General features: G+C 63.8%; 17 protein-coding genes and 8 pseudogenes. 3 read left to right on the forward strand and 22 right to left on the reverse strand.

All coding sequences use genetic code 11. From position 1 onward, the window contains the following. Window positions 1–123: 123 nt before the first annotated feature. On the reverse strand, window positions 124–552 hold the full coding sequence (locus tag H9L15_RS05635; RefSeq protein WP_187715470.1) for a CBS domain-containing protein: 429 nt from the start codon (window positions 550–552) through the stop codon (window positions 124–126). Between the two features lie 69 nt (window positions 553–621). Here H9L15_RS05635 and H9L15_RS05640 point away from each other — a divergent pair, with 69 nt between their 5' ends. Beyond that, window positions 622–906, forward strand: coding sequence for a hypothetical protein (locus tag H9L15_RS05640; protein WP_187715471.1), 285 nt, complete (start codon window positions 622–624; stop codon window positions 904–906). Further along, window positions 903–1,283 (forward strand): acyl-CoA thioesterase, encoded by a 381-nt coding sequence (locus H9L15_RS05645; RefSeq protein ID WP_187715472.1) that lies wholly within the window; start codon window positions 903–905, stop codon window positions 1,281–1,283. Before H9L15_RS05640 ends, H9L15_RS05645 begins: the two co-directional genes overlap by 4 nt. A 234-nt stretch (window positions 1,284–1,517) precedes the next feature. On the opposite strand, the pseudogene H9L15_RS20210 reads toward H9L15_RS05645, so the two are convergent. The 18 genes and pseudogenes from H9L15_RS20210 to H9L15_RS05725 form a co-directional block, all read right to left on the reverse strand. Then, window positions 1,518–1,769, reverse strand: a pseudogene (locus H9L15_RS20210) (porin); the annotation flags it as partial. A 170-nt stretch (window positions 1,770–1,939) separates the two neighbouring features. Continuing rightward, a pseudogene (locus H9L15_RS05650) lies at window positions 1,940–2,914 on the reverse strand (porin); the annotation flags it as partial. Window positions 2,915–3,003: 89 nt separating this feature from the next. Next, window positions 3,004–4,041: a substrate-binding domain-containing protein gene (locus H9L15_RS05655; RefSeq protein WP_187715474.1), complete on the reverse strand. Its 1,038-nt coding sequence runs from the start codon at window positions 4,039–4,041 to the stop codon at window positions 3,004–3,006. Window positions 4,042–4,149: 108 nt separating this feature from the next. Further along, window positions 4,150–4,842 (reverse strand): phosphate regulon transcriptional regulator PhoB, encoded by a 693-nt coding sequence (gene phoB, locus H9L15_RS05660; protein WP_187715475.1) that lies wholly within the window; start codon window positions 4,840–4,842, stop codon window positions 4,150–4,152. Continuing rightward, window positions 4,839–5,537, reverse strand: coding sequence for a phosphate signaling complex protein PhoU (gene phoU, locus H9L15_RS05665; RefSeq protein WP_187715476.1), 699 nt, complete (start codon window positions 5,535–5,537; stop codon window positions 4,839–4,841). Before phoU ends, phoB begins: the two co-directional genes overlap by 4 nt. Before the next feature lie 13 nt (window positions 5,538–5,550). Continuing rightward, window positions 5,551–6,297, reverse strand: a complete 747-nt coding sequence (pstB, locus tag H9L15_RS05670) for a phosphate ABC transporter ATP-binding protein PstB (protein WP_223276653.1) — start codon at window positions 6,295–6,297, stop codon at window positions 5,551–5,553. Between the two features lie 245 nt (window positions 6,298–6,542). Then, window positions 6,543–7,270, reverse strand: a pseudogene (gene pstA, locus H9L15_RS05675) (phosphate ABC transporter permease PstA); the annotation flags it as partial. Window positions 7,271–7,306: 36 nt separating this feature from the next. Further along, window positions 7,307–7,450, reverse strand: a pseudogene (locus H9L15_RS20215) (DUF3333 domain-containing protein); the annotation flags it as partial. Next, window positions 7,443–8,825, reverse strand: coding sequence for a phosphate ABC transporter permease subunit PstC (pstC, locus tag H9L15_RS05680; protein ID WP_187715477.1), 1,383 nt, complete (start codon window positions 8,823–8,825; stop codon window positions 7,443–7,445). The pseudogene H9L15_RS20215 and the gene pstC, both read right to left, overlap by 8 nt. A 6-nt stretch (window positions 8,826–8,831) precedes the next feature. Next, window positions 8,832–9,868: pseudogene (locus H9L15_RS05685) on the reverse strand (substrate-binding domain-containing protein). Between the two features lie 110 nt (window positions 9,869–9,978). Continuing rightward, window positions 9,979–10,991, reverse strand: a pseudogene (locus H9L15_RS05690) (anion permease). Between the two features lie 9 nt (window positions 10,992–11,000). Beyond that, on the reverse strand, window positions 11,001–11,594 hold the full coding sequence (locus H9L15_RS05695) for a DUF47 domain-containing protein (protein WP_223276544.1): 594 nt from the start codon (window positions 11,592–11,594) through the stop codon (window positions 11,001–11,003). A gap of 121 nt (window positions 11,595–11,715) precedes the next feature. Next, window positions 11,716–12,747 carry a sensor histidine kinase gene (locus tag H9L15_RS05700; RefSeq protein WP_187715478.1) on the reverse strand — a complete coding sequence of 344 codons (1,032 nt, stop codon included), beginning with the start codon at window positions 12,745–12,747 and terminating at the stop codon, window positions 11,716–11,718. Beyond that, complete coding sequence (locus tag H9L15_RS05705; RefSeq protein ID WP_187715479.1) at window positions 12,731–13,405, reverse strand: DUF4167 domain-containing protein; 675 nt, start codon at window positions 13,403–13,405, stop codon at window positions 12,731–12,733. The genes H9L15_RS05700 and H9L15_RS05705 overlap by 17 nt, the downstream gene beginning before the upstream one ends. 243 nt (window positions 13,406–13,648) lie before the next feature. Then, a pseudogene (prmC, locus tag H9L15_RS20220) lies at window positions 13,649–14,453 on the reverse strand (peptide chain release factor N(5)-glutamine methyltransferase). A gap of 5 nt (window positions 14,454–14,458) precedes the next feature. Beyond that, window positions 14,459–15,544: a peptide chain release factor 1 gene (prfA, locus tag H9L15_RS05715; protein WP_187715480.1), complete on the reverse strand. Its 1,086-nt coding sequence runs from the start codon at window positions 15,542–15,544 to the stop codon at window positions 14,459–14,461. Beyond that, window positions 15,541–16,780 (reverse strand): annotated as a pseudogene (gene hisS, locus H9L15_RS05720) (histidine--tRNA ligase). The gene prfA and the pseudogene hisS overlap by 4 nt, the downstream one beginning before the upstream one ends. Before the next feature lie 12 nt (window positions 16,781–16,792). Continuing rightward, window positions 16,793–17,107, reverse strand: a complete 315-nt coding sequence (locus H9L15_RS05725; RefSeq protein WP_187715481.1) for a DMT family transporter — start codon at window positions 17,105–17,107, stop codon at window positions 16,793–16,795. Between the two features lie 58 nt (window positions 17,108–17,165). Here H9L15_RS05725 and H9L15_RS05730 point away from each other — a divergent pair, with 58 nt between their 5' ends. Next, window positions 17,166–17,789: a DUF1345 domain-containing protein gene (locus H9L15_RS05730; protein WP_187715482.1), complete on the forward strand. Its 624-nt coding sequence runs from the start codon at window positions 17,166–17,168 to the stop codon at window positions 17,787–17,789. Here the strand turns inward: H9L15_RS05730 and H9L15_RS05735 are convergent. Genes H9L15_RS05735 through ispG form a run of 3 tightly spaced genes read right to left on the reverse strand, consistent with a single transcriptional unit; the run spans window position 17,786 to window position 20,017 of the window. Beyond that, window positions 17,786–18,691 (reverse strand): DMT family transporter, encoded by a 906-nt coding sequence (locus H9L15_RS05735; protein WP_223276545.1) that lies wholly within the window; start codon window positions 18,689–18,691, stop codon window positions 17,786–17,788. The genes H9L15_RS05730 and H9L15_RS05735 overlap by 4 nt on opposite strands. A gap of 17 nt (window positions 18,692–18,708) precedes the next feature. Continuing rightward, window positions 18,709–18,840: a hypothetical protein gene (locus H9L15_RS18650; RefSeq protein WP_262984928.1), complete on the reverse strand. Its 132-nt coding sequence runs from the start codon at window positions 18,838–18,840 to the stop codon at window positions 18,709–18,711. 43 nt (window positions 18,841–18,883) lie between these two features. Then, the gene (gene ispG / locus H9L15_RS05740; RefSeq protein ID WP_187715483.1) at window positions 18,884–20,017 is read right to left on the reverse strand and encodes a flavodoxin-dependent (E)-4-hydroxy-3-methylbut-2-enyl-diphosphate synthase; all 1,134 of its coding nucleotides are present in this window, start codon (window positions 20,015–20,017) and stop codon (window positions 18,884–18,886) included. Window positions 20,018–20,040 lie beyond the last annotated feature (23 nt).

Below are 20,040 nucleotides of genomic sequence, written 5' to 3' on the forward strand. Positions count from 1 at the left end.
GAGGAGCGCTTGAGAGCGTTGCTATTCGAAGAACGAAAGGCCGGAGCGATTCGCTGAGTGCGGAAATAGCCGTAGAGCAGGACGGCGCAAGTGATTCGTTTCGAATTGCGACGAAACGAGTGCTCAGGCGCTCTGAATATACTCGCGCATGGCTGCAGCTTCGCTCTCGATCCGCTCGATCCGATGCTTCACGAGGTCGCCGATCGAAACGATGCCCACGAGCCGGCCGCCGGAGACCACCGGGAGATGACGAACCCGGCGCTGCGTGATGAGCGCGAGCGCACTGAGGATCGGCGTCGATGGGTCAACGGTAATCGCCGGCGAGCTCATCACCCGGCTGATCGGCCAGTCCAGCACTTCCGCGCCGTGGTCCCTGAGGCAGTAGATGACGTCGCGTTCCGACATGACCCCAGCCACGATGTCGCCGTCGACGACCGGCAAGGCGCCGATCCGTCTTTCGCCGAGGACCCTGACGGCATCGGCCACAGTGTCGTTGGCGCCAATGGTGGCGACGTCGCTTCCTTTATCGCCCAGGATCGTTTGCACGTTCATTGCAACCTCCGACTCCTCGCACAGGTGCAAGCCTTGATAGTCCCACTTCGCGAGGCCAAAGGAAAGGCCATGCCCCGTCCGGACCCTGTTTCCGACCGACGATTGTCGGTGCTCAAGAAGTTTCGCCGGATCATGAAATGGATGGCCCTCTTCTCCATCATAGTGGCGGCGATCGCCGTCCTGCTGGTGATCCGCGGCGAGAAAGGCATTCAGATCCACATGATGATCGCGACGGCGCTGGGGGCCGGGCTGTCCGTACTCCTCGCGGGCGCACTGATGAGCCTGGTCTTCATCAGCGCGGACACCGGTCACGACGATCACGCCAATACCTATGAAGAGGAAAAGGACATTTGACCGATAAGAGCCGCGAACCCGTCCTGCGCGTCGTCCCGGGCCCAAGCGACATCAACGCAAATGGTCACATCTTCGGTGGCTGGGTGCTTAGCCAGATGGATATCGCAGGCGGCATTACGGCATCGCGTAGGGCGAACGGACCTGTGGCCACGGTCGCGATCGAGCGGATGGAGTTCATCGCCCCGATCCACTTGCGCGACCTCATCTCCGTCTATGCGGAGGTCGAACGCGTCGGCCGGACCTCGATGGGGGTCCGGATCGAGGTCGTCGCCAGCCGCGATCGCGGTGCGACCGAAGTGAAGGTCACCGAGGGCGTCTTCACCTTCGTCGCGCTCGACGAGACGCACCGCCCAAGGGCCGTCGACAATCTCGAATGAAAAAATGACCCCCTCGCCGTACATCCGGGCGAGGGGTCTGCCTTTCGGTTCCGGGGAGTGGAATAGGAAAGGCGACTAGAACTCGACTTGGGCGCGGGCGGCGAAGGTATCGACGCCGAAGCTGCGCTTGTCCGCTGGCTTGCCCGGATCGACCAGGCCCAGCGCACGAGGCCCGCCGGTCACGTTGAGGTGGCCGTACTGGGCAACGAAGCGAACCCAATCGACTGGGTTCCAGATCAGGCTGGCCTGGAGGCCAAGCTGCTTGCCGCCGTTGACGTAATAAGGCGCAGAGAAGGCCAGGCCCGTCGTGGGAGCATTGGCGACGCGGTCGCTGAGATCGACATAGTCGACGCGGCCGTTGAGCTGCAGCGCGCCCCAGCCGCCGTCGTTCCACGGATGGACGACCTTGGTTCGATCCCACTTGCCGCCCTTGTAAGCGCGGGTTTCACCCGTGAAGAAATATCCCAGCTCAAAGTAGCCGCCCAGAACGAGGGGTCGCCATTGAGGGCGGTGCCCGTGGCGGTGTCGTTATTGTTCGGATTGGCGTTGTTGGCCGCCAGTTCCGCCGCTGTGTAGGTGCCGCGCACCCACACCTTCTGCGCTTCGGCGGCGAAGTGCAGACTCTTGTGGACTGCCGCGAATTCGGCGCCGAGCGTGTCATCGCCCTTCGACGCCAGCGTACCGGTATCGATGAAGCGCTGGTCGGTGATCTGGGTCAGCGGACGCGTGCGATACTGCTGACCGAGCGCCTCGCGGTTGTTCGAACGGTGCTGGAAGTTCGCGCCGATGTGAAGGCGGGTCGATCCCAGCGTTGGCGTATAGAGTGCGCGCAACGAAGCCTGCCAACCTGTCCGGGTAAAGGTGGCATCGTTGATCGGCGTCGAGAAGATGCCGGCCTGGATGAGATAGCTGTCAGTCGCCTTGTCCGAAAACTGCAGGCCGACGCCGAGGCGGCGGTTGTAGTTGAATGCATCCGTGAACGAGGCGCGCTCCATCATGCTTCCGAGGCGCGAGCTCGTCATCGTTTCGAGGCTTGAATAAGGATAGAAGTTACCGACCGAGACCTGCAGCGGCGCCTTTTGGAAGTCGTAGGTGAGGATGATGTCCTCGTAATCGACCGTGCCCTGGGCAAAGTTGAACTCGACTTTGTAGCCGAACCGGCCCGGAAGCGTTCCCTCGGCGCCGAACACGAGCCGGCGGGCACGCGTATTCCAGCCAAGGTTCGCGAAGTTGAGGCCGCTGACCGTGCCGCGGCGCTCGTTGCCATCCGGGAAGCCGACATAGCCGGCGTCGAACTGCGCGAAGCCCTTGGGTTTGAAGGTGAAGCCGGCTTCCTTGTCCGCAAATTCCGGCGCGCCCTTCCAAGTCGGAATGGCCTTCGCCTGCTGCGTCTTCACGCCTTCCAGTGCGTCCTGGAGCGCCTCGACCTGCGCTTGGAGCAGCTCGATCTTGGCCTGCAGGTCGTCGACCTGGTTGGTGCCGGCAATCGTCGCATCAGCCGTTGCGTCCGACGCGTCCGGCTCAGTCTGCTCAGGCTGCGCTGCGGGCGCGTCCTGGGCTGCGGCATGGGCGGGCGCCGAGGCAATAGCAGTACCGGCCAAGAGCGCGGCGATTACAAACTTGCGAGTCATTCTATTCCCTTTCCCCCGCCCCTTTGTCTGGAGGCCTTCGCCGGCCCCGAAGGACCGGCGATTACTGGTCACTTTGAGTGCTGGCTTGGCTACTTCAGGCTGGCGAAGTTCAGCGGAGCGAGCTGACGAGCGGCCTGCTGGCTGCGCGCACGGACTGCATTCGGAGCAGCGATCATGCCGGCCTGGCGAAGATAGCCCTGCGGACCGAAGGCGCTTTCCTTGGTGAACTCGGCAACGAAGGCTCGGATCGCCGGGATGGCCCCAACGTGTGCGTTCTTGACGTAGACATAGAGCGGACGAGCACCCGGATACTTGAACGAGCTGATCGTATCGTAGCTCGGCGCGACGCCGTTGATAGCGATGCCCTTCAGGAGGTTCGTGTTCTCCTCGAGGTAGGAATAGCCGAAAACACCGACGGTGCCGGGATTCGCTTCGAGCTTCTGAACGATCAGATTATCGTTCTCGCCGGCTTCGATGAATGCGCCGTCTTCGCGCATGCCGGTGCAGATTGCCTTGTACTTGCCTTCGTCGGCCTTCTTGACGGCGGCCATGCCCGGATTGCTGTCGCAGCCGGCGGTCATGATCAGCTCACCGAAGGCGTCGCGCGTACCCGACGTCGGCGGCGGGCCGTAAACCCGGATCGGAAGCGCCGGCAGCTTGCCGTTGACGTCCTTCCAGGTCTTGGCGCGGTTCGGTTTCCCAAACGGAGTCTTGGCGAGCGCGAGGTAGATGTCGCGCGGGGTAAGATTCGCAAGCGGCGTCCGCTTGGAGGTCGCCAGCGAGATGCCGTCGATGCCGACCTGGATCTCGGTGATCTTGGTCACGCCATTCGCGGCGCAGAGCTTGGCCTCGGACGCCTTCATCCGGCGCGAAGCATTCTCGACATCGGGAAAGCGCTCGCCGACACCGGCGCAGAACAGCTTCATCCCGGCGCCCGTGCCGGTCGACTCGATGATCGGCGCGCCAAGGCGCGGGTTGGCTCGAGCGACTCGCTCGGCAACCTGCTTGGCGAACGGATAGACCGTCGAAGAACCGACGGCGCGCATCTGGGTACGGGCATCAGCGGCAGTGCTGACGGTGGTTGCGGCGATCGCCACTCCGGCCAGAGCCAAAAGCTTGGAAGACATCTTGGAAATACCCCTTGGATTCGCCGGCGCTACCGCCCCGGCAGACTCTCTCTAGGGGGCGTCACGACTCCAAAATGACCGCTTGGTTGCAGTTTCGTGACGGCGATTTCAGGCTTCCGCGTCGAGTGAATAGCCAGCCGAACGAACGGTTCGGATGATATCCTTGCGGCCACCGTCGTTGAGGGCCTTGCGCAGGCGGCGAACGTGGACGTCGACGGTCCGCAGGTCGATGTCCGGATCGTGCGACCAGACCGAGTCCAGAAGACGCTCGCGTGAGAAGACGCGCCCGGGATTTTCGAGGAAGTGCCTGAGAAGGCGGAATTCGGTCGGCCCGAGAGAGACCGGCTTGCCGCTGCGGCGAACGCGATGGGAAGAGACATCCATCTCGACATCGTCATACCCGAGCTGCTCCGCCGCAAGCGCCGGGCGCACCCGACGCAGAACCGCCCCAACGCGGGCAACCAGCTCGCGCGGGCTGAACGGCTTGGTCACGTAATCGTCGGCACCCGTCTCAAGGCCGCGAATGCGATCGCTTTCCTCGCCGCGGGCGGTGAGCATGATGATCGGGACATTTGCGGTCTCGGAGCGGCGCCGAAGCCGGCGGCAGACTTCAAGCCCCAGGATGCCTTCGATCATCCAGTCGAGAACGATCACGTCGGGCACTTCTTCGGCGGCCATCAGCAGTGCCTCTTCGCCGTCGCCAGTCCGGCGAACGTCGAAGTCTTCACGCTCGAAATGCCAGATGAGAAGCTCCGCGAGCGCCCGGTCGTCCTCGACTAGCAGCAGCTTCTTGCGGGTCATGTCGTCTTCCGGCGCCGTTTCTTAGTCGGTTCGACCATGTGGTCTCCTGTCGCGGCATAATAGACCATTTCGGCAATATTGGTTGCGTGATCGCCGACCCGCTCGAGGTTCTTGGCGACAAAGAGCAGGTGCGCCGACTGGCCGATATTGTGCGGGTTCTCCATCATGTGCGTCAGCAGGGTGCGGAAGATGGAGTCGTAGAAATCGTCCACGGCCTGGTCGCGCTCGCAGACCCGGACCGCCGCCTTGGCATCGCGCTCGACGAAGGCGCGGAGGACGTCGGTAACCATGTCGGTCGCGATCCGCGCCATCTCCGGGAGGAGGGACACCGGTTCGATGTCACTGCTGCCTTCCAGCAGCGGAACACGCTTCGCGATGTTCTTTGCGTAGTCGCCAATACGCTCGACGACACCCGAGATCTTCAGGGCTGCGACTGCGTCGCGAAGATCGCCCGCCATCGGCGCACGAAGCGCGATCAGCTGGACGACCCGCTTCTCCGTCTCGATCTCTAGCCGGTCGATCTCCTTGTCCCGCTCGACGACGCGGAGCGCGCCTTCCGTGTCGCGCTCGATCAGGCATCGCATGGACTCGCGGATGGCCGACTGGGCGAGCTGGCCCATTTCGCTGATCAAGCCGCGCAGGCGATCGATATCTTCGTCAAAAGCCTTGAGCGTATGGCCGGTCTGCTGCTGCATTATCCTGCTCCGATCAGCCGTAGCGGCCCGTGATATAGTCCTGGGTGCGCTGCTCGCGCGGATTTGTGAACATCTCGCTGGTCTTGCCGTATTCGACCATCTCACCGAGGTGGAAGAAGGCCGTCCGCTGCGAAACGCGCGCCGCCTGCTGCATGTTGTGCGTGACGATCGCGATGGCGTAGCGGCCGCGAAGCTCGTGAATCAGCTCCTCGATACGCGCAGTGGCAATCGGGTCCAGCGCGGAGCAGGGTTCGTCCATCAAGATAACTTCCGGATCGACCGCGATCGCGCGAGCGATGCACAGGCGTTGCTGCTGGCCGCCCGACAGGGCCGTGCCGCTTTCGTGAAGCCGGTCCTTGACCTCGTCCCACAGCCCGGCGCGCTTCAGCGACTTCTCGACCGTTTCGTCGAGCTCCGCCCGGGACGACGTCAGCCCGTGGATCCGAGGTCCGTAGGCGACATTCTCATAGATCGACTTCGGGAACGGATTCGGTTTCTGGAACACCATCCCGACCCGGGCGCGGAGCTGGACCACGTCCATCGAGGACGCGTTGATGTCCTGGCCGTCGAGCTCGATCCTGCCCGTCACCTTGGCCGAGGGGATGGTGTCGTTCATCCGGTTCAGGCAGCGCAGGAAGGTCGACTTCCCGCAGCCCGATGGGCCGATGAATGCGGTTACTCGATCATCGTGAATTTCGATGGAGACGCCCTTAAGCGCCTGCTTCTCACCGTAATAGACGCTGATGTCCTTGGCGCGCATCTTCGGTTCGCGCTTGCCCTGCACATCGGCGTCGGCGTCGGCATCCTTGCCAAGCGAAACGGAGAGTGCGCCCGCCGGCAAATCCTGCGGCCGGGTATCGGCGTCGAGCGTGGTCGGCTCGGCGGGACCGGGATCTTCCGTCGTCGACGGTCCTTCCCGGTTGGCCATCGCCGGAACGGCGGCGGACGGTGCCGGGACCGGCGTGATCGGGGTTACGGGTGTTTTTTCTGTCATGAGCATGATGCCTACCAGCGTTGCTCGAAGCGGTTGCGGAGATAGATGGCGAGCGCGTTCATCATCAGCATGAACACGAGGAGCACGATGATCGCCGCGCTCGTCTTCTCGATGAAGGCGCGGTCCACTTCGTCCGACCAGAGGAAGATCTGAACCGGCAGGACGGTCGCCGGATCGGTGATGCCCGACGGCGGCACCGCGATGAATGCGCGCATGCCGATCATCAGCAGCGGGGCCGTTTCGCCAAGCGCGCGCGCCATGCCGATAATGGTGCCGGTCAGGATTCCGGGAAGTGCGAGCGGAAGGACATGGTGGAACACCACCTGCATCTTGGATGCGCCGACGCCGAGCGCCGCTTCACGGATCGACGGCGGAACCGACGTGATCGCGTTGCGGCCGGCAATGACGATGACCGGCATCGTCATCAGCGCCAGAGTCAGGCCGCCGACCAGTGGCGCCGATCGCGGCAGGTTCATCGTGTTGAGGAATACCGCGAGGCCGAGCAGGCCGAAGATGATTGAGGGCACCGCCGCCAGATTATTGATCGACACTTCGATGACGTCGGTGAAGCGATTCCGCGGAGCGAACTCCTCAAGGTAGATCGCCGACAGCACCCGACGGGGAAGGCGAGAGCCATGGTCACCATGATGGTGAGGAAGCTGCCCTTGAGCGCGCCCCAGACGCCGGCCGTTGCCGGATCGGTCGAGTCCGACGCGGTCAAGAATTCCCAGGTGAGCCCGCCGATTCCCTTGGAGATCATTGTGCCGAGCAGGAAGACCAGGAACAGCAGGGAGATCGCCACGGCGGCAAATCCCATGAACTTGAATAGCCGTTCCGACCGGTAGCGGCCGCGCAGGCGATTCTGCATCGCCTCGCCCGTCCAACGCGTGATCGCGGCGTCTGCGCTGAGGCTATTCATAAGCTTCCCGGTACCGGCGCACGAACGTCAGTGCGATGAGGTTGAGGGCGAGGGTGATCAGGAACAGCACGAGGCCGAGCGCAAAGGCCGCGAGAGTCTTGGCGCTGTCGAATTCCTGGTCGCCGGTGAGCAGCTGCACAATCTGGACGGTCACCGTTGTTACGCTGGCAAACGGATTGGCAGTGAAGTTCGCGGCAAGACCCGCGGCCATCACCACGATCATCGTTTCGCCAATTGCTCGGCTGACCGCGAGAAGGACGCCGCCAACGACGCCCGGCAAAGCGGCCGGAAGCAGCACCTTGCGGATCGTCTCCGACCGCGTCGCGCCGAGGGCCAGGCTGCCGTCGCGCATGGCAGCGGGAACCGCGGCAATGGAATCGTCGGCCATCGAGCTGACGAACGGGATGATCATCACGCCCATCACCAGGCCCGCGGCCAGAGCGCTCTCGCTGCTCGCCGATTCGATGCCGAGCGAAATGCCGAGATCGCGGACCGCGGGAGCCAGCGTCAGGGCTGCGAAATAGCCGTAAACGACGGTCGGGACGCCAGCGAGAATTTCGAGCAGCGGCTTGACCACCGCGCGCACCCGCTGTGCCGCATATTGAGTCAGGTAGATCGCGCTCATCAAGCCGAGCGGGATGGCGACGATCATCGCGATGATCGCGCCGATGAAGATCGTTCCCCAAAACAAGGGGATCGAGCCGAACGCGCCGGACGAGCCCGCCTGATCGGCGCGAATCGCGACCTGGGGACTCCACGTCAGTCCGAACAGGAAGTCCGTGAGCGGCACCAGCTTGAAGAATCGAAGCGATTCGAACAGCAGCGACAGAACGATGCCAAGCGTCGTGAAGATGGCGATCAGCGACGCCAGCAGCAGCAACGCGCTCATCCATTTCTCGACCGCGGTCCGGGCCCGGAACTGGCTGTCGCGCTTGCGCATAAGCAGAATGCCGGCGGCGCCCAGCGCGACGAGTATGGCGCCGATGCCGCCGATGCCCGCATAGCGTGATTCCGCCTCGGCCACCCGCGGGGCTAGTGCAGTCGATTCCGGGTTGAAGCCCGCCGCGATTTCTCGGTGTGCAATCTGACGCGCTTCGTCGATGATGGCATCGCGCTGCATCTCGAAGTCGGGCAGCGCTTTCCCTTCTGGGCTCGATAGCACGGCCTGATCGACCAGGCGGGCCTGCATCGGCGCCCAAGCAGCTAGCACGAGCAGCGCTGGAAACAGCACCCAGATGGCGGAATGCACGCCGTGGTAGATCGGCAGCGAATGCAGCCGACCCTCCCGGCGCATGCGAGACGCCCGGACGTACGCGATCCCGCCGACCGCCGCAGCGATCAGCAGGACCGTTACAAAGGCAAATCCGAGCGTCACGGGAGCTTACTTGAGCGTCGAAGGATCGAGCGGCTTCAGCTCGCTCGCCTGCTTGGCGGCGGCTTCCGCGTCCGCACCCGAGAAGGGAACCAGGCCCTTTTTCTCAAGCGGACCGCCCGGACCCCACTGCTTGGCGTAGGCGGCAACGAAGTCCTTGAGCGCCGGCTTGGCCGGAATGTGCTCGCCTTCAGGTAGATGTAGAGCTTGCGAGCGCCCGGATAGGACAGGTCGGCGATCGTCTTCTCGCTCGGCGAGACGCCTGCGATCTGGACCGGCTTCACCTTGTCGAGGTTCTCCTCGAGGTAGCTGAAGCCGAGGACGCCGAGCGTGCCGGGTTCAGCGCTGACCTTCTGGACGAGCAGATTGTCGTTCTCGCCAGCTTCGACATACGCGCCGTCCTCGCGGATCTTGGTGCAGACATCCTTGTGCTTCTTGTCGTCCGACTTCTTGAGCGCTTCCATCGCCGGGTCCGTGTTGCAGCCCTTCTCAAGGTAGAGATCCGCAAGGCTGTCTCGCGTGCCTGATGTCGGCGGCGGGCCGAGGACGCGGATCTTGATCGCCGGAAGAGCCGGATTCACGTCCTTCCAGGTCTGAGCCGTGTTCGGGCCCTTGCCGAACGGATTGGCGGCAAGCGCCTTGTAGATGTCGGCCTGGGTGAGGTTGGCGAGCTCGCTGCCCTTCCCTTCGATGAAGGTCAGGCCGTCGATGCCGATCGGCACTTCGATGATGGCCTTGGCGCCGTTCGCGACACAGCTTTCGAACTCGGACTTCTTGATGGCCCGCGATGCGTTGGTCATGTCCGGGAAATTGGCACCGACGCCGCCGCAGAACAGCTTCATGCCCGCGCCGGTGCCAGTCGATTCGACGACAATGCTGACGTTCGGATTGTCCTTTTGGAATTGCTCGGCGACCGCCGTGGTGAAAGGATAAACGGTCGAGGATCCGACGACCTTCAGCTGTTGCTTGACCGCACCGCCGGCAGCGTCGTTTCCACCCTTGCTGCCACATGCGGCGAGCGCCACCGCCAGCGGCAGCGCGTACATGATCTTCTTCACAAGCTAACTCCCGTTCGGGCTGAATTCGAAACGGCCCTAGCGGTGGTTCAGCGACCTGTTCGTGACAGAATCATTGCAGTTCTGTGACTGCCGACACCCTAGAAGAGGGTCGTGAGGTAATAGAAAAGCGCGGCGACGGCCGCCGATGCGGGATCGTGATGACCCAGGCGGTCATGACGTTGCCGGCAACCTGCCAGCGAACTGCGGACGCACGGCGGGCAGCGCCAGCGCCGATCACGCAGCCGGTAATCGTGTGGGTGGTGGATACAGGAATGCCCAGCCAGGAGGCGCTGAACAGCATCACCGACCCGCCGAGGGACGCGCTGAATCCCTGGTGCTGGTCGAGCTTGGTGATCCGCGTCCCCATCGTCTCAATGATCTTCCACCCGCCCGACAGGGTCCCGAGCCCGATCGCGACGTAGCAGGACAAGGCGACCCAGTGCGGGACGTGGAATTCGCCCTGCATGTTGCCTGTCGAGTAAAGCAGGACGGCGATGATCCCCATCGTCTTCTGGGCGTCGTTCAGACCGTGCCCCAGCGAGTACATTGCCGAGGAACCGAGGTGCAGGAACCGGAAAGCGCGATCCGCGCCCGCAGCAGTCGCATTCCTGCCGAACCAGCTCGTTACAAGCATGATGATCATCGCCAGGATCATCCCGAGAGTGGGCGACAGGACGATTGCGATCAGGGTCTTGTTGAGGCCGTTCCACTGGATTCCGGTCATGCCCGCATGAGCAACGCCGGCGCCGACCAGCCCGCCGACGAGCGCGTGGCTGGATGAAGACGGAATGCCCTTCAGCCATGTCACGACGTTCCAGAACATCGCACCAACGAGCGCTCCGAAGACGACGGCCGGAGTCACCAGATCCTTGTCGATGATCCCCTTGCCGATCGTGTCGGCGACCTTGTGCAACTCGGGAACCGCCAGCGAGAGGAAATAGGCCGCGAAGTTGAAGAATGCGGCGAAGGCCACCGCGGTCACCGGCTTCAGGAGTCGTGTCGCGACCACCGTTGCAATCGCATTCGCCGCGTCGTGAAGTCCGTTGAGAAAGTCGAACGCCAGAGCGATCAGAATTAGGCCGACCAGCAGCGGAAAGGCGAGCTCGTGCATCTGTCTCGCCTATGCGTAGTCGATCACGATGCCATCGATTTGATTGGCGACGTCCTCGAATGCGTCGGTCACCCGCTCGAGGTGGCGTAGAATCTCCCGCGTGACCGCGAACTCCAGCGAGTTCGTTCGAGCGACTTCGCGGAACGCTCGCTTGAGACCCGCGGCGTGGACATCGTCGGCTTTGCCTTCGAGGCGCACCAGTCGTTCCGTCAGCTGATGGAGGCGATGACCGTTCTTGTTGACGTTGCGGAGCAGCGGAATCGCTTCGTTGGTGACTCGCGCCGCTTCGCCGATGATGCCGATGATGTCCTTCATCTCCGGACGAAGCTGCTTCAGCTCGTAAAGATCGATCGCTCGCGCTGCGGCAAGCATTTCATCGATCGAATCGTCCATCGCTCCAATCAGCGAAGTGATCGCGCCGCGGTCGAACGGGGTCAGGAATGTCTTGCGAACGGACGTGAGGACATCGCGGATGACATCATCAGCGACATGCTCGCGATCCTGAATTGTGCGCAGGCACTTCTCGGTCGAGGCGTGATCGTCACCCAGCTCCTGCAGCGCTTCGGCGGCAGCGACCAGCATTGCGGCGTGGGCCTCGAACATGCCGAAGAAGTCGCCCCGTTGGGCAACAACCGCTGGAACCAAGCAAACATGAAATTCCCCTGCGAGCGAGCGCCTCGACGCTTCGAACGCCGGTTAGCCCGCCTAGGTGGTTATGACAATCTCATGACAGGGTTTCGGCGGCTACCGGAAGCAGGACGTGGACGGTCGTGCCCTGCCCGACTTCGCTTTCGAAAGTGAGCCGGCCGCGGTGGCGCTCGACGATGTGTTTCACGATCGACAGCCCCAGGCCCGTTCCGCCGAGCGAGCGGCTTCGGCTTGTGTCGACGCGGTAGAATCGCTCCGTCAGGCGCTTGAGATGTTCGGGCGCGATGCCTTCGCCCCGGTCGGCGACGGTCAGGTGCACCATCGCGTCCTCGACCGCTGCCGAAACCGTGATCGGCGTGCCCTGCTCGCCGTAGCGCAGGGCGTTGGTGATGAGATTATCGAGGACCTGCAGGATCTGCACGCGATCGGCGGCGACCGGCGGAAGGTTCGGCTCGATCTGCATTACCAGCGACGAGCCGCGCTCCTCGGCCATTCGAGCGGCTCCCTCGACCGATACTTCGATCAACTGTTCTAGATCGACGGCTTCCGTGGGCGTCGTGAACTTCTCTGCTTCGATACGCGACAGGGAGATCAGGTCTTCGACGACGCGCTGCATCCGTCGCGCTTCGTCGTGGACGATCGACAGGAAGCGACCGGTCGTTTCGGTGTCGAGCTCCTCGGTCCGCTCCCGGAGGGTTTCGGTGTAGCCGATGAGGGTCGACAGCGGCGTCCGCAATTCGTGGCTAGCGTTGGCGACGAAATCGACACGCATCTGCTCTGCGGCGCGGGCTTCGCTGCGATCGATCAGGCGGACCAGCAAGGCGCCGTCGCCAAGCGGAGCGATCCTGACGAGCCATTGCCGTCTTGCGCCTCCGAAGCCGGAAGCCTCGACCTCTTCAGGGGTGGTCACACCGCCGCGAACGAGGCGCTCGATGACGGCCGGATGCGGCAAGACTTGGCGCACATCGACGCCTTCGATCCCGATACCCAGGAGGTTGCGAGCGGCAGCGTTGCTCATGACGACCGAGGCGCCGCGGACGATGATCGCCGCCTCGGTCAGGCCCTCGATGAGCTTGCGGCTCTTGTCCCTGTTAAGCGTGAAGATCACGCGGCGGGTGCGATGTCGCCTTCATCCTGCGCACGCGGACGGCGCGTGCTGCGGCGTCGGGGCGAGCCTCGACCACTTCGGCTTCGACGTCGTCGGTGCTCTCTTCGCGGCCGATTGCCGGCGGGAGGACGTCCATCGCGATCCGCTCTTCGGCGCCATTGCCGCGCTCGAACCCGTTGCGGTCGTCACCTTCATCGCGCTGGCGGTCGTCGCGCGAATAGCGGCGGGGACGTTCCGAGCGCTCCGGCCGATCGCCGCGGTCACCACGGTCACCGCGGTTGCTGCGCTCGCGACGCTGCGGCTGCTCATCTTCGTTGTCCGAGTTGTCTTCGGCCGAGACGTCCATTTCGTCGCCGTCCTCGTCGTCGAGGTCGTCGTCACGCTGGCGGCGTGGGTTCTGCTCTTCGAAGCGGGCACGGTTCTCGCTGAGAACGCGGAAATAGTGGTCGGCGAACTGGAGGTAATATTCGCTCTGCACGCGATCGCCGGCGAGCTGCGCATCACGCGCCATGCTCTTGTACTTTTCGAGCAGCTGGGCGGCGTTCCCGCGCTGCCGGTTGTCCTGGCGATTGCCCCCGGGCTGACCGCCGATGTTCTGGCCGCCTCTTGGTCCCCCACCACGACCGCGCCTGCGGCCGCCCTGACGATTATTGATCAAATTCCTACTTCCTTAACCAGAAGCTTTCCCTTTCGCCTGAGGCAGGCAGACCTGCACGAGTTCCACGTGCCGGGCCTGACCCTTTCGTTCCGAACTGTGCCCAGGGGGCACGATGCGAACGGCCGATAGCGTCGGGGGTGGAGCGGGTTCTGCTCAGCTTCTCTCAAGGGAGCGAGCCCGGTCCTGAGGGAAGATGTAGTCAGTGTCGGGCCGAATTCCAAGCGATTTGTTAGCTGCCCCAGGTTAGCAACACCGCGCGGGCCGACCGGCCAAGTCATTGACCACGCGCGAGGAAAGACCATCACGAGCCAATAGAGCGGTGACCGGCTCGGCCTGATCGTACCCGATCTCCACCGCAGCCATTCCGCCGGGACTGAGTAGGCGGGGCAATTCGGGAGCAAGGACGCGATAGGCATCGAGCCCATCCGCGCCGGCGAATAGCGCCTCGTCCGGCTCGAACTCTCGGACCCCGGTCCGAGCTCCGCATCCTTGGCAACATAGGGCGGGTTGCAGAGAACCAGGTCGAACGCTTCATCGATTCCCTCTGCCCAGTCGCCAAGCTTGAATTTCACCCGCGATTCGAGATCGAGCCGCCGGGCATTGGCCGCAGCGTAGGACATCGCCTGCCGGGACGTGTCGACGCCCAGACCCGTGGCTGCCGGCCAGAGGTCGAGCGCAGCCAGCAACAATGTCCCGGTCCCGTACCAAGATCGAGGATCCGTTTCGGGCCCTCGGTTCCCTCAAAATGCTCAAGCGCCGATGCGATCAGTACTTCGCTGTCTGGGCGAGGGATCAGGACGCCTGGGCCGACGTGCAGCTCGATGTTCCAGAACGCGCGGCGGCCGGTGATGTAGGCGACCGGCTCGCCAAGCTTGCGCCGCTCGACCATTTCGAAGAAGCGGTCCGGCGCATCGCGTTGCGGCGGCGACAAGATCAGCTTGTCGCGGTCGATGTGAAGCGCTTCTGCCATCAGCAGTTCGGCGTCGAGGCGGGGCGTGTCGCTGCTGACGACGAGCTCATTTGTCGCCCGGCCAAGCGCGCGGAGAATTGTGGTCACGCTTCCTCGAGGCCGGCGAGCCTCTCCGCCTCGTCCTCCGCGACCAGTGCGTTTAGCATCTCGCCAAGCGCCGGGCCCTCCAGGATTTCCGGCAGCTTGTGCAGGGTCAAGTTGATGCGGTGATCCGTCACCCGTCCCTGCGGGAAATTGTATGTGCGGATGCGCTCCGAACGGTCGCCCGAACCGACCATCGATTTGCGCGCGCCCGCACGCTCGCTGGCGAGCCGCTCTCGTTCCAGTTCGAAAAGGCGTGTCCGCAGCACCTTTAGCGCCTTCGCCTTGTTCTTGTGCTGCGACTTTTCGTCTTGCTGGATAACGACCAGTCCAGTCGGAAGGTGTGTAATACGCACCGCGCTGTCGGTGGTGTTGACCGACTGTCCGCCCGGCCCGGACGAGCGATAGACGTCGATGCGGAGATCCTTGTCGTCGATCTGCACGTCGACATCCTCGGCCTCCGGGAGCACGGCCACGGTCGCCGCCGAAGTGTGAATGCGCCCGCCACTCTCCGTCGCCGGCACACGCTGGACGCGGTGCACGCCGCTTTCGAACTTGAGGCGCGCGAAGACACCCGGACCGCTGATGGAGGCCACGGCTTCCTTGTAGCCGCCGACATCGGATGCACTGGCCGAGATCAATTCGAACCGCCAACCCTGCGCTTCGGCGAAACGCTGGTACATGCGCAGGAGGTCGCCCGCGAACAGCGCCGCCTCGTCGCCGCCGGTTCCAGCACGCACTTCGAGCATCGCCGCACGCTCATCCGCCGAGTCCCGCGGCAGTAGCTTGATCGCCAGTGCCCGTTCCGCTTCCGGCAACTTGTGCCGGATCTCGTCGGCCTCGAGCGCTGCCATTTCCTTCAGCTCCGCTTCGGCTGTCGGATCGGCAACCATCCCGTTCAGGACGTCGAGCTCGGCGCGGAGACGACGAACCTCGCGCGCGGCCGCGGCGACCGGCTCGATCTGCGCATATTCCTTGGACAGGCGCACGAAATCGTCCGGCGCAAGGTCGCCGGCCGCCATGGCATCGGCAAGCTCCTGCTTTTTCGCCTCGATCGACGCGATACGTTCCGACGAAATCTGGGTCATTGGCGGATTGCGTCCCCGATGAGGTCGAGCGAGACGGCACGTTGCTCGCCCGTGGTCAGGTCCTTCAACTGCGCCTCGCCGCTCTCAAGTTCATTGTCCCCAGGATGAGGGCATACTTCGCGCCGGATGCATTCGCCCGACTGAGCCGCTTCTTCATGTTGCCGCGATAGGCCATGTCGGCGGCGACCCCTTCGCGACGAAGGCCGGCAACGATGCCGAGCGCAGCGGCTTCCGCCTTCTCACCCAAGGGACAACGGCCACCGTCGTGCACTCCGGCGCCGGCGCATCGATCATCATGCCGAGCCGTTCGATTCCGGCAGCCCAGCCAATGGCCGGAGTGTGAGGTCCACCAAGGGATTCGACCAGGCCATCGTAGCGGCCCCCAGCGAGGACCGTGCCCTGCGAGCCGAGCCTATCGGTGACGAACTCGAACGCGGTGTGGCGGTAATAATCCAGGCCGCGAACCAGCCGTGAATTGCGCGTCCACTTCACGCCCGCGGCATCAAGTCCGGCGGTGACCTGCGCGAAGAAGTCCGCCGCCTCGCTTGTCAGGTAATCGTCGATCGACGGCGCGGAGTCGGCGATCGGCCGCTCCTTCGGATCCTTGGTGTCGAGGATGCGGAGCGGATTGCGCTCCAGACGGGTCAGGCTGTCCTCCGAGAGAGACCCGCGATGCGCCTCGAAATGTTCGACCAAAGCGGCGCGCCAAGCGTCACGGGTTTCCGCGTCGCCGAGCGTGTTGAGCTGTAGCGTCACGCCTTCGTCGATGCCCAGCTCGCGCAGCAGCAGGGCGCCCAGGGAAAGGATCTCAACGTCCGCCGCAGCTTCGCCCGCTCCGATGATCTCGGCGTCGAGCTGGTGGAACTGGCGGAAGCGGCCCTTCTGCGGGCGTTCGTAGCGGAAGGCGGGGCCGTGCGTCGCGAGCTTCAGCGGCGCGAACTGCTGCCAGCCCTCGCTGAGATACGCGCGACAGATGCCCGCCGTGAACTCGGGCCGCAGCGTAATCAGCTCGCCGCCGCGATCCTCGAACGTGTACATTTCCTTGGAAACGACGTCGGTCGTCTCCCCAATCGTCCGCGCGAAGACGGCGGTCGGCTCGATGACCGGCACTTCCACCCGCTTGAACCCGAACAGGCGGCGCACGCGATCGAAGCCGTCGACCACCGCATGGAAGCGGTCGGCGTCTTCACCGAGCAGGCTCTGGGTCCCGCGAACGGGTTGGGGCGTCGTCGTCATATTCGGCGGGACTTAGGCGGTGAGCTTCAAGCCCGCAATCGCTGCAACAATTGCGAAGATCAGCAAGATGCGGATTGTGGCCGCCGGCTCGCCGAACCAGAGGATGCCGACGATAACCGTCCCCACAGCGCCGATTCCGCCCCAGACGGCATAGGCCGTGCCCATCGGGATCGAGCGCGACGCAAGCTCCAGCAGCCCCATGCTGATCGCGACGGAGGCCAGAAAAGCGAGCGTCCAGGGCAAGTTGCGAAACCCGTCGACAAAGCGCAGCGACGTGGTGAACCCCACTTCGAAAAGTCCGCCGACGATGAGCCAGAACCACGCCATCGCAAAGTCGTTAGCGCCCGCGCGTTGGTGAGGCTACCATCAACGGGGGAGGCCAGTCATGAGCAAGTTCGCACCCGCCCGATTCACGGCGTTCGTCGTCCTGCTGATTGCGGGATGCGCACTCATGACCTGGCTGTGGCACCCGCTCAAAGGAATCATGAGCGGCTTCGACATTGCGGCCCTGGTCTTCCTGGTTTCCTGCGTGCCCCTGCTGAACGACGACAGCGGACAGATGCGCAAGCAGTCCAAGGAAAACGACGTTAATCGCGGCTTGCTGCTAGGCATCAGTGTCACCGTAACGACCGTTATTCTTGTCGCCGTCGGCGCCGTGATTGCCGGAAGCGAGGCAGCCAAAGTGCTAGACGTCGCACTAATCGTCGCGACCTTGATCATCGCCTGGCTGTTCGGGAACATGGTCTACGCGTTCCACTATGCGCACATGTACTACCTGCCGAACGAGAAGGGCCGCGGCGACGCGGGAGGGATCAAGTTCCCGGACACGAAGGAGCCTGACTACTGGGACTTCGTCTATTTCGCTTTCACGCTGGGGATGACGTTCCAGACCTCGGACTGCGACATCAACTCGCCCGCAATCCGGCGCGTGGTCGTCGGCCATTGCATGGCGGCCTTCGTCTTCAACCTTGGCGTGCTGGCGTTCACCATCAACGCGCTCGGCTCTTAGGTCGCGACTTCGACCTCGCCGGGAGCCTTGAGCTTGCTCCGCGCCGCAACGATACAACCGCCGACGATCAGCGCGGCGCCAGCAATCGTGTAGAAGGACACCGGCTCCGAAAAGACCAGCCAGCCGAGAGCGCTTGCCCAGATGAACGCACTATATTCGGTCGCCGCGAGGTAGCTCGCCTCCGCCCGCGCATAGCCCCACGCAAACAGCAAGGCCCCGGCCGTGGACATCGCAGCCGCCACGACCACCCAAGCTCCCCAGGTTGGCGACGGAAGATGAGGAATTCCGGCAAAAGGCAGCACCATCGCCCACAGCACGGCGATGGTCAGCGACTGGAAGAAAGTGATCTCAAGCGGCTTTGCGGCGAGCGCCTGGTGTCGCATCAGGACGATGTTGCCGGCATAGCAGAGTGCCGAGCCGATGATGGCCGCGGTGCCGAGCAGGACCTCCGGGCCAAGCTCCGCGCGCGCCTGCCCCAGCACGATGACCAGGACGCCGCCGAATGCGATGACCGATCCTCCGATCGACTTCCGGCCGATCTTTTCGTGCAGGAACAGCGCGGCGAGCATCATCGCGATCAGCGGAGCAATAAAGGTCAGCGCGATTGCCTGCGCCAGCGGAACCCGGCCGATCCCCCAGAAAAACAGGAAGGCCATCGCGGTCACGATCACGCCGCGGAACACGTGGATCTTCAGGGTTGCAGTGCTCGGCCACGGCAATCTTCGCGGAAGGTAAAGCGCCCCCGCAAGGATCAGTCCGGCCAGCGATCGCCATATGCTGACCGCATAAATGCCGATGGCCAGCACCAGCGCCTTCATCACGGCATCCATGACCGATAGGATTCCGACTGCCGCAAGCGCTGCGGCAAAAGCCTGGACAGGATGCTGGGCGACGCGGTTCACGCGCCGGACTTAGCGGATCAGTCGTTGGCGTCGAGTGCCGGTGAGTTTGGCTGTGAAGCGTCGATCAGCAGCGGCGGCTCGGACTGAGTCGACGACAGACCGTCGATCAACGCGCCCAATGCCATGATGATCAGCAACAGCTTCGCCATGGCGCAAGACTGCGCCGACAAGGTGAATAAAGGTTAAAGGCCGCTATTCGGCGGCGTCGAGAGTCTGCTCTGCAGCGGCCGCTGCTTCGATCTCGGCGGCCTTGGCTTCCACCAGCCTGACGATGTGATCGACCATGTCCTCGTCGCGCACGTGATGGTCGGTGACGCCGGACAGATAGACCATGTGCTTGCCTTGACCCCCACCGGTGATCCCGATGTCGGTCTCGCGCGCTTCACCGGGACCGTTGACGACGCAACCGAGTACGGAGAGCGACATTGGAGTACGGATGTGCTGCAGCCGCTCTTCCAGCGTCTGCACCGTGCGGATCACGTCGAAGCCCTGGCGTGCACAGCTGGGGCAGGACACGACCCGGACACCGCGATTGCGGATGCCGAGCGCCTTCAGGATTTCGTATCCGACGCGCACTTCCTCTTCCGGCTCCGCCGAGAGCGAGACGCGGATCGTGTCGCCGATCCCCGCCCAAAGGAGCGAGCCGATGCCGATCGAACTCTTGACCGTCCCACCGATCAAGCCGCCGGCCTCGGTGATGCCGAGGTGGAGCGGGCAATCCACCGCATCAGCGAGCGCGTGATAGGCGGCGACCGCAAGGAACACGTCCGACGCCTTGACTGCGACCTTGTAGTCGCGAAATCCATGGTCCTCGAGGATGCGGATATGGTCGAGCGCGCTCTCGACCAGAGCTTCCGGGCACGGCTCGCCATACTTTTCGAGCAGGTCCTTCTCGAGGCTCCCGGCGTTGACGCCGATGCGGATCGCGCAGCCATTCGCCCGCGCCGCGGAAATCACTTCCTTGACCCGGTCTTCCGACCCGATGTTGCCGGGATTGATCCGCAGGCAAGCGGCGCCTGCATCGGCCGCTTCGAGCGCGCGCTTGTAGTGGAAGTGGATGTCGGCGACGATCGGCACGTTGGCCGCGCGCACGATCTCCCTCAGAGAGGCGGTTGCTTCGGCGGTCGGGCAGGACACGCGAATGATGTCGACGCCAGCCTCTTCGCAGCGGCGGATCTGGTCGATGGTCGCGCGCGCATCTTCAGTCGGTGTGTTGGTCATTGTCTGCACGGTGACTGGCGCATCCCCGCCCACCGGCACCGAGCCGACCATGATCTGACGCGACTTGCGCCGCACGATATCCCGCCAGGGGCGAACAGAAGACATGGGCAGCGATATAGGGCCTGCCG

Origin of the sequence: Sphingomonas daechungensis (assembly GCF_014489495.1) — a bacterium.
Taxonomy (GTDB): Bacteria; Pseudomonadota; Alphaproteobacteria; order Sphingomonadales; family Sphingomonadaceae; genus Sphingomicrobium; species Sphingomicrobium daechungense.

Bases quoted from the DNA above. Each gene is read 5' to 3' on its own strand.
- phoU (WP_187715476.1), bottom strand. From the start codon at position 5,537: ATGCAGCAGCAGACCGGCCATACGCTCAAGGCTTTTGACGAAGATATC.
- H9L15_RS18650 (WP_262984928.1), bottom strand. From the start codon at position 18,840: ATGGCGAAGCTGTTGCTGATCATCATGGCATTGGGCGCGTTGATCGAC.
- pstB (WP_223276653.1), bottom strand. From the start codon at position 6,297: ATGCGCGCCAAGGACATCAGCGTCTATTACGGTGAGAAGCAGGCGCTT.
- H9L15_RS05640 (WP_187715471.1), top strand. From the start codon at position 622: ATGCCCCGTCCGGACCCTGTTTCCGACCGACGATTGTCGGTGCTCAAG.
- ispG (WP_187715483.1), bottom strand. From the start codon at position 20,017: ATGTCTTCTGTTCGCCCCTGGCGGGATATCGTGCGGCGCAAGTCGCGT.
- H9L15_RS05655 (WP_187715474.1), bottom strand. From the start codon at position 4,041: ATGTCTTCCAAGCTTTTGGCTCTGGCCGGAGTGGCGATCGCCGCAACC.
- prfA (WP_187715480.1), bottom strand. From the start codon at position 15,544: ATGACCCAGATTTCGTCGGAACGTATCGCGTCGATCGAGGCGAAAAAG.
- H9L15_RS05730 (WP_187715482.1), top strand. From the start codon at position 17,166: ATGAGCAAGTTCGCACCCGCCCGATTCACGGCGTTCGTCGTCCTGCTG.
- phoB (WP_187715475.1), bottom strand. From the start codon at position 4,842: ATGACCCGCAAGAAGCTGCTGCTAGTCGAGGACGACCGGGCGCTCGCG.
- H9L15_RS05635 (WP_187715470.1), bottom strand. From the start codon at position 552: ATGAACGTGCAAACGATCCTGGGCGATAAAGGAAGCGACGTCGCCACC.
- H9L15_RS05725 (WP_187715481.1), bottom strand. From the start codon at position 17,107: ATGGCGTGGTTCTGGCTCATCGTCGGCGGACTTTTCGAAGTGGGGTTC.
- H9L15_RS05695 (WP_223276544.1), bottom strand. From the start codon at position 11,594: ATGTTCGAGGCCCACGCCGCAATGCTGGTCGCTGCCGCCGAAGCGCTG.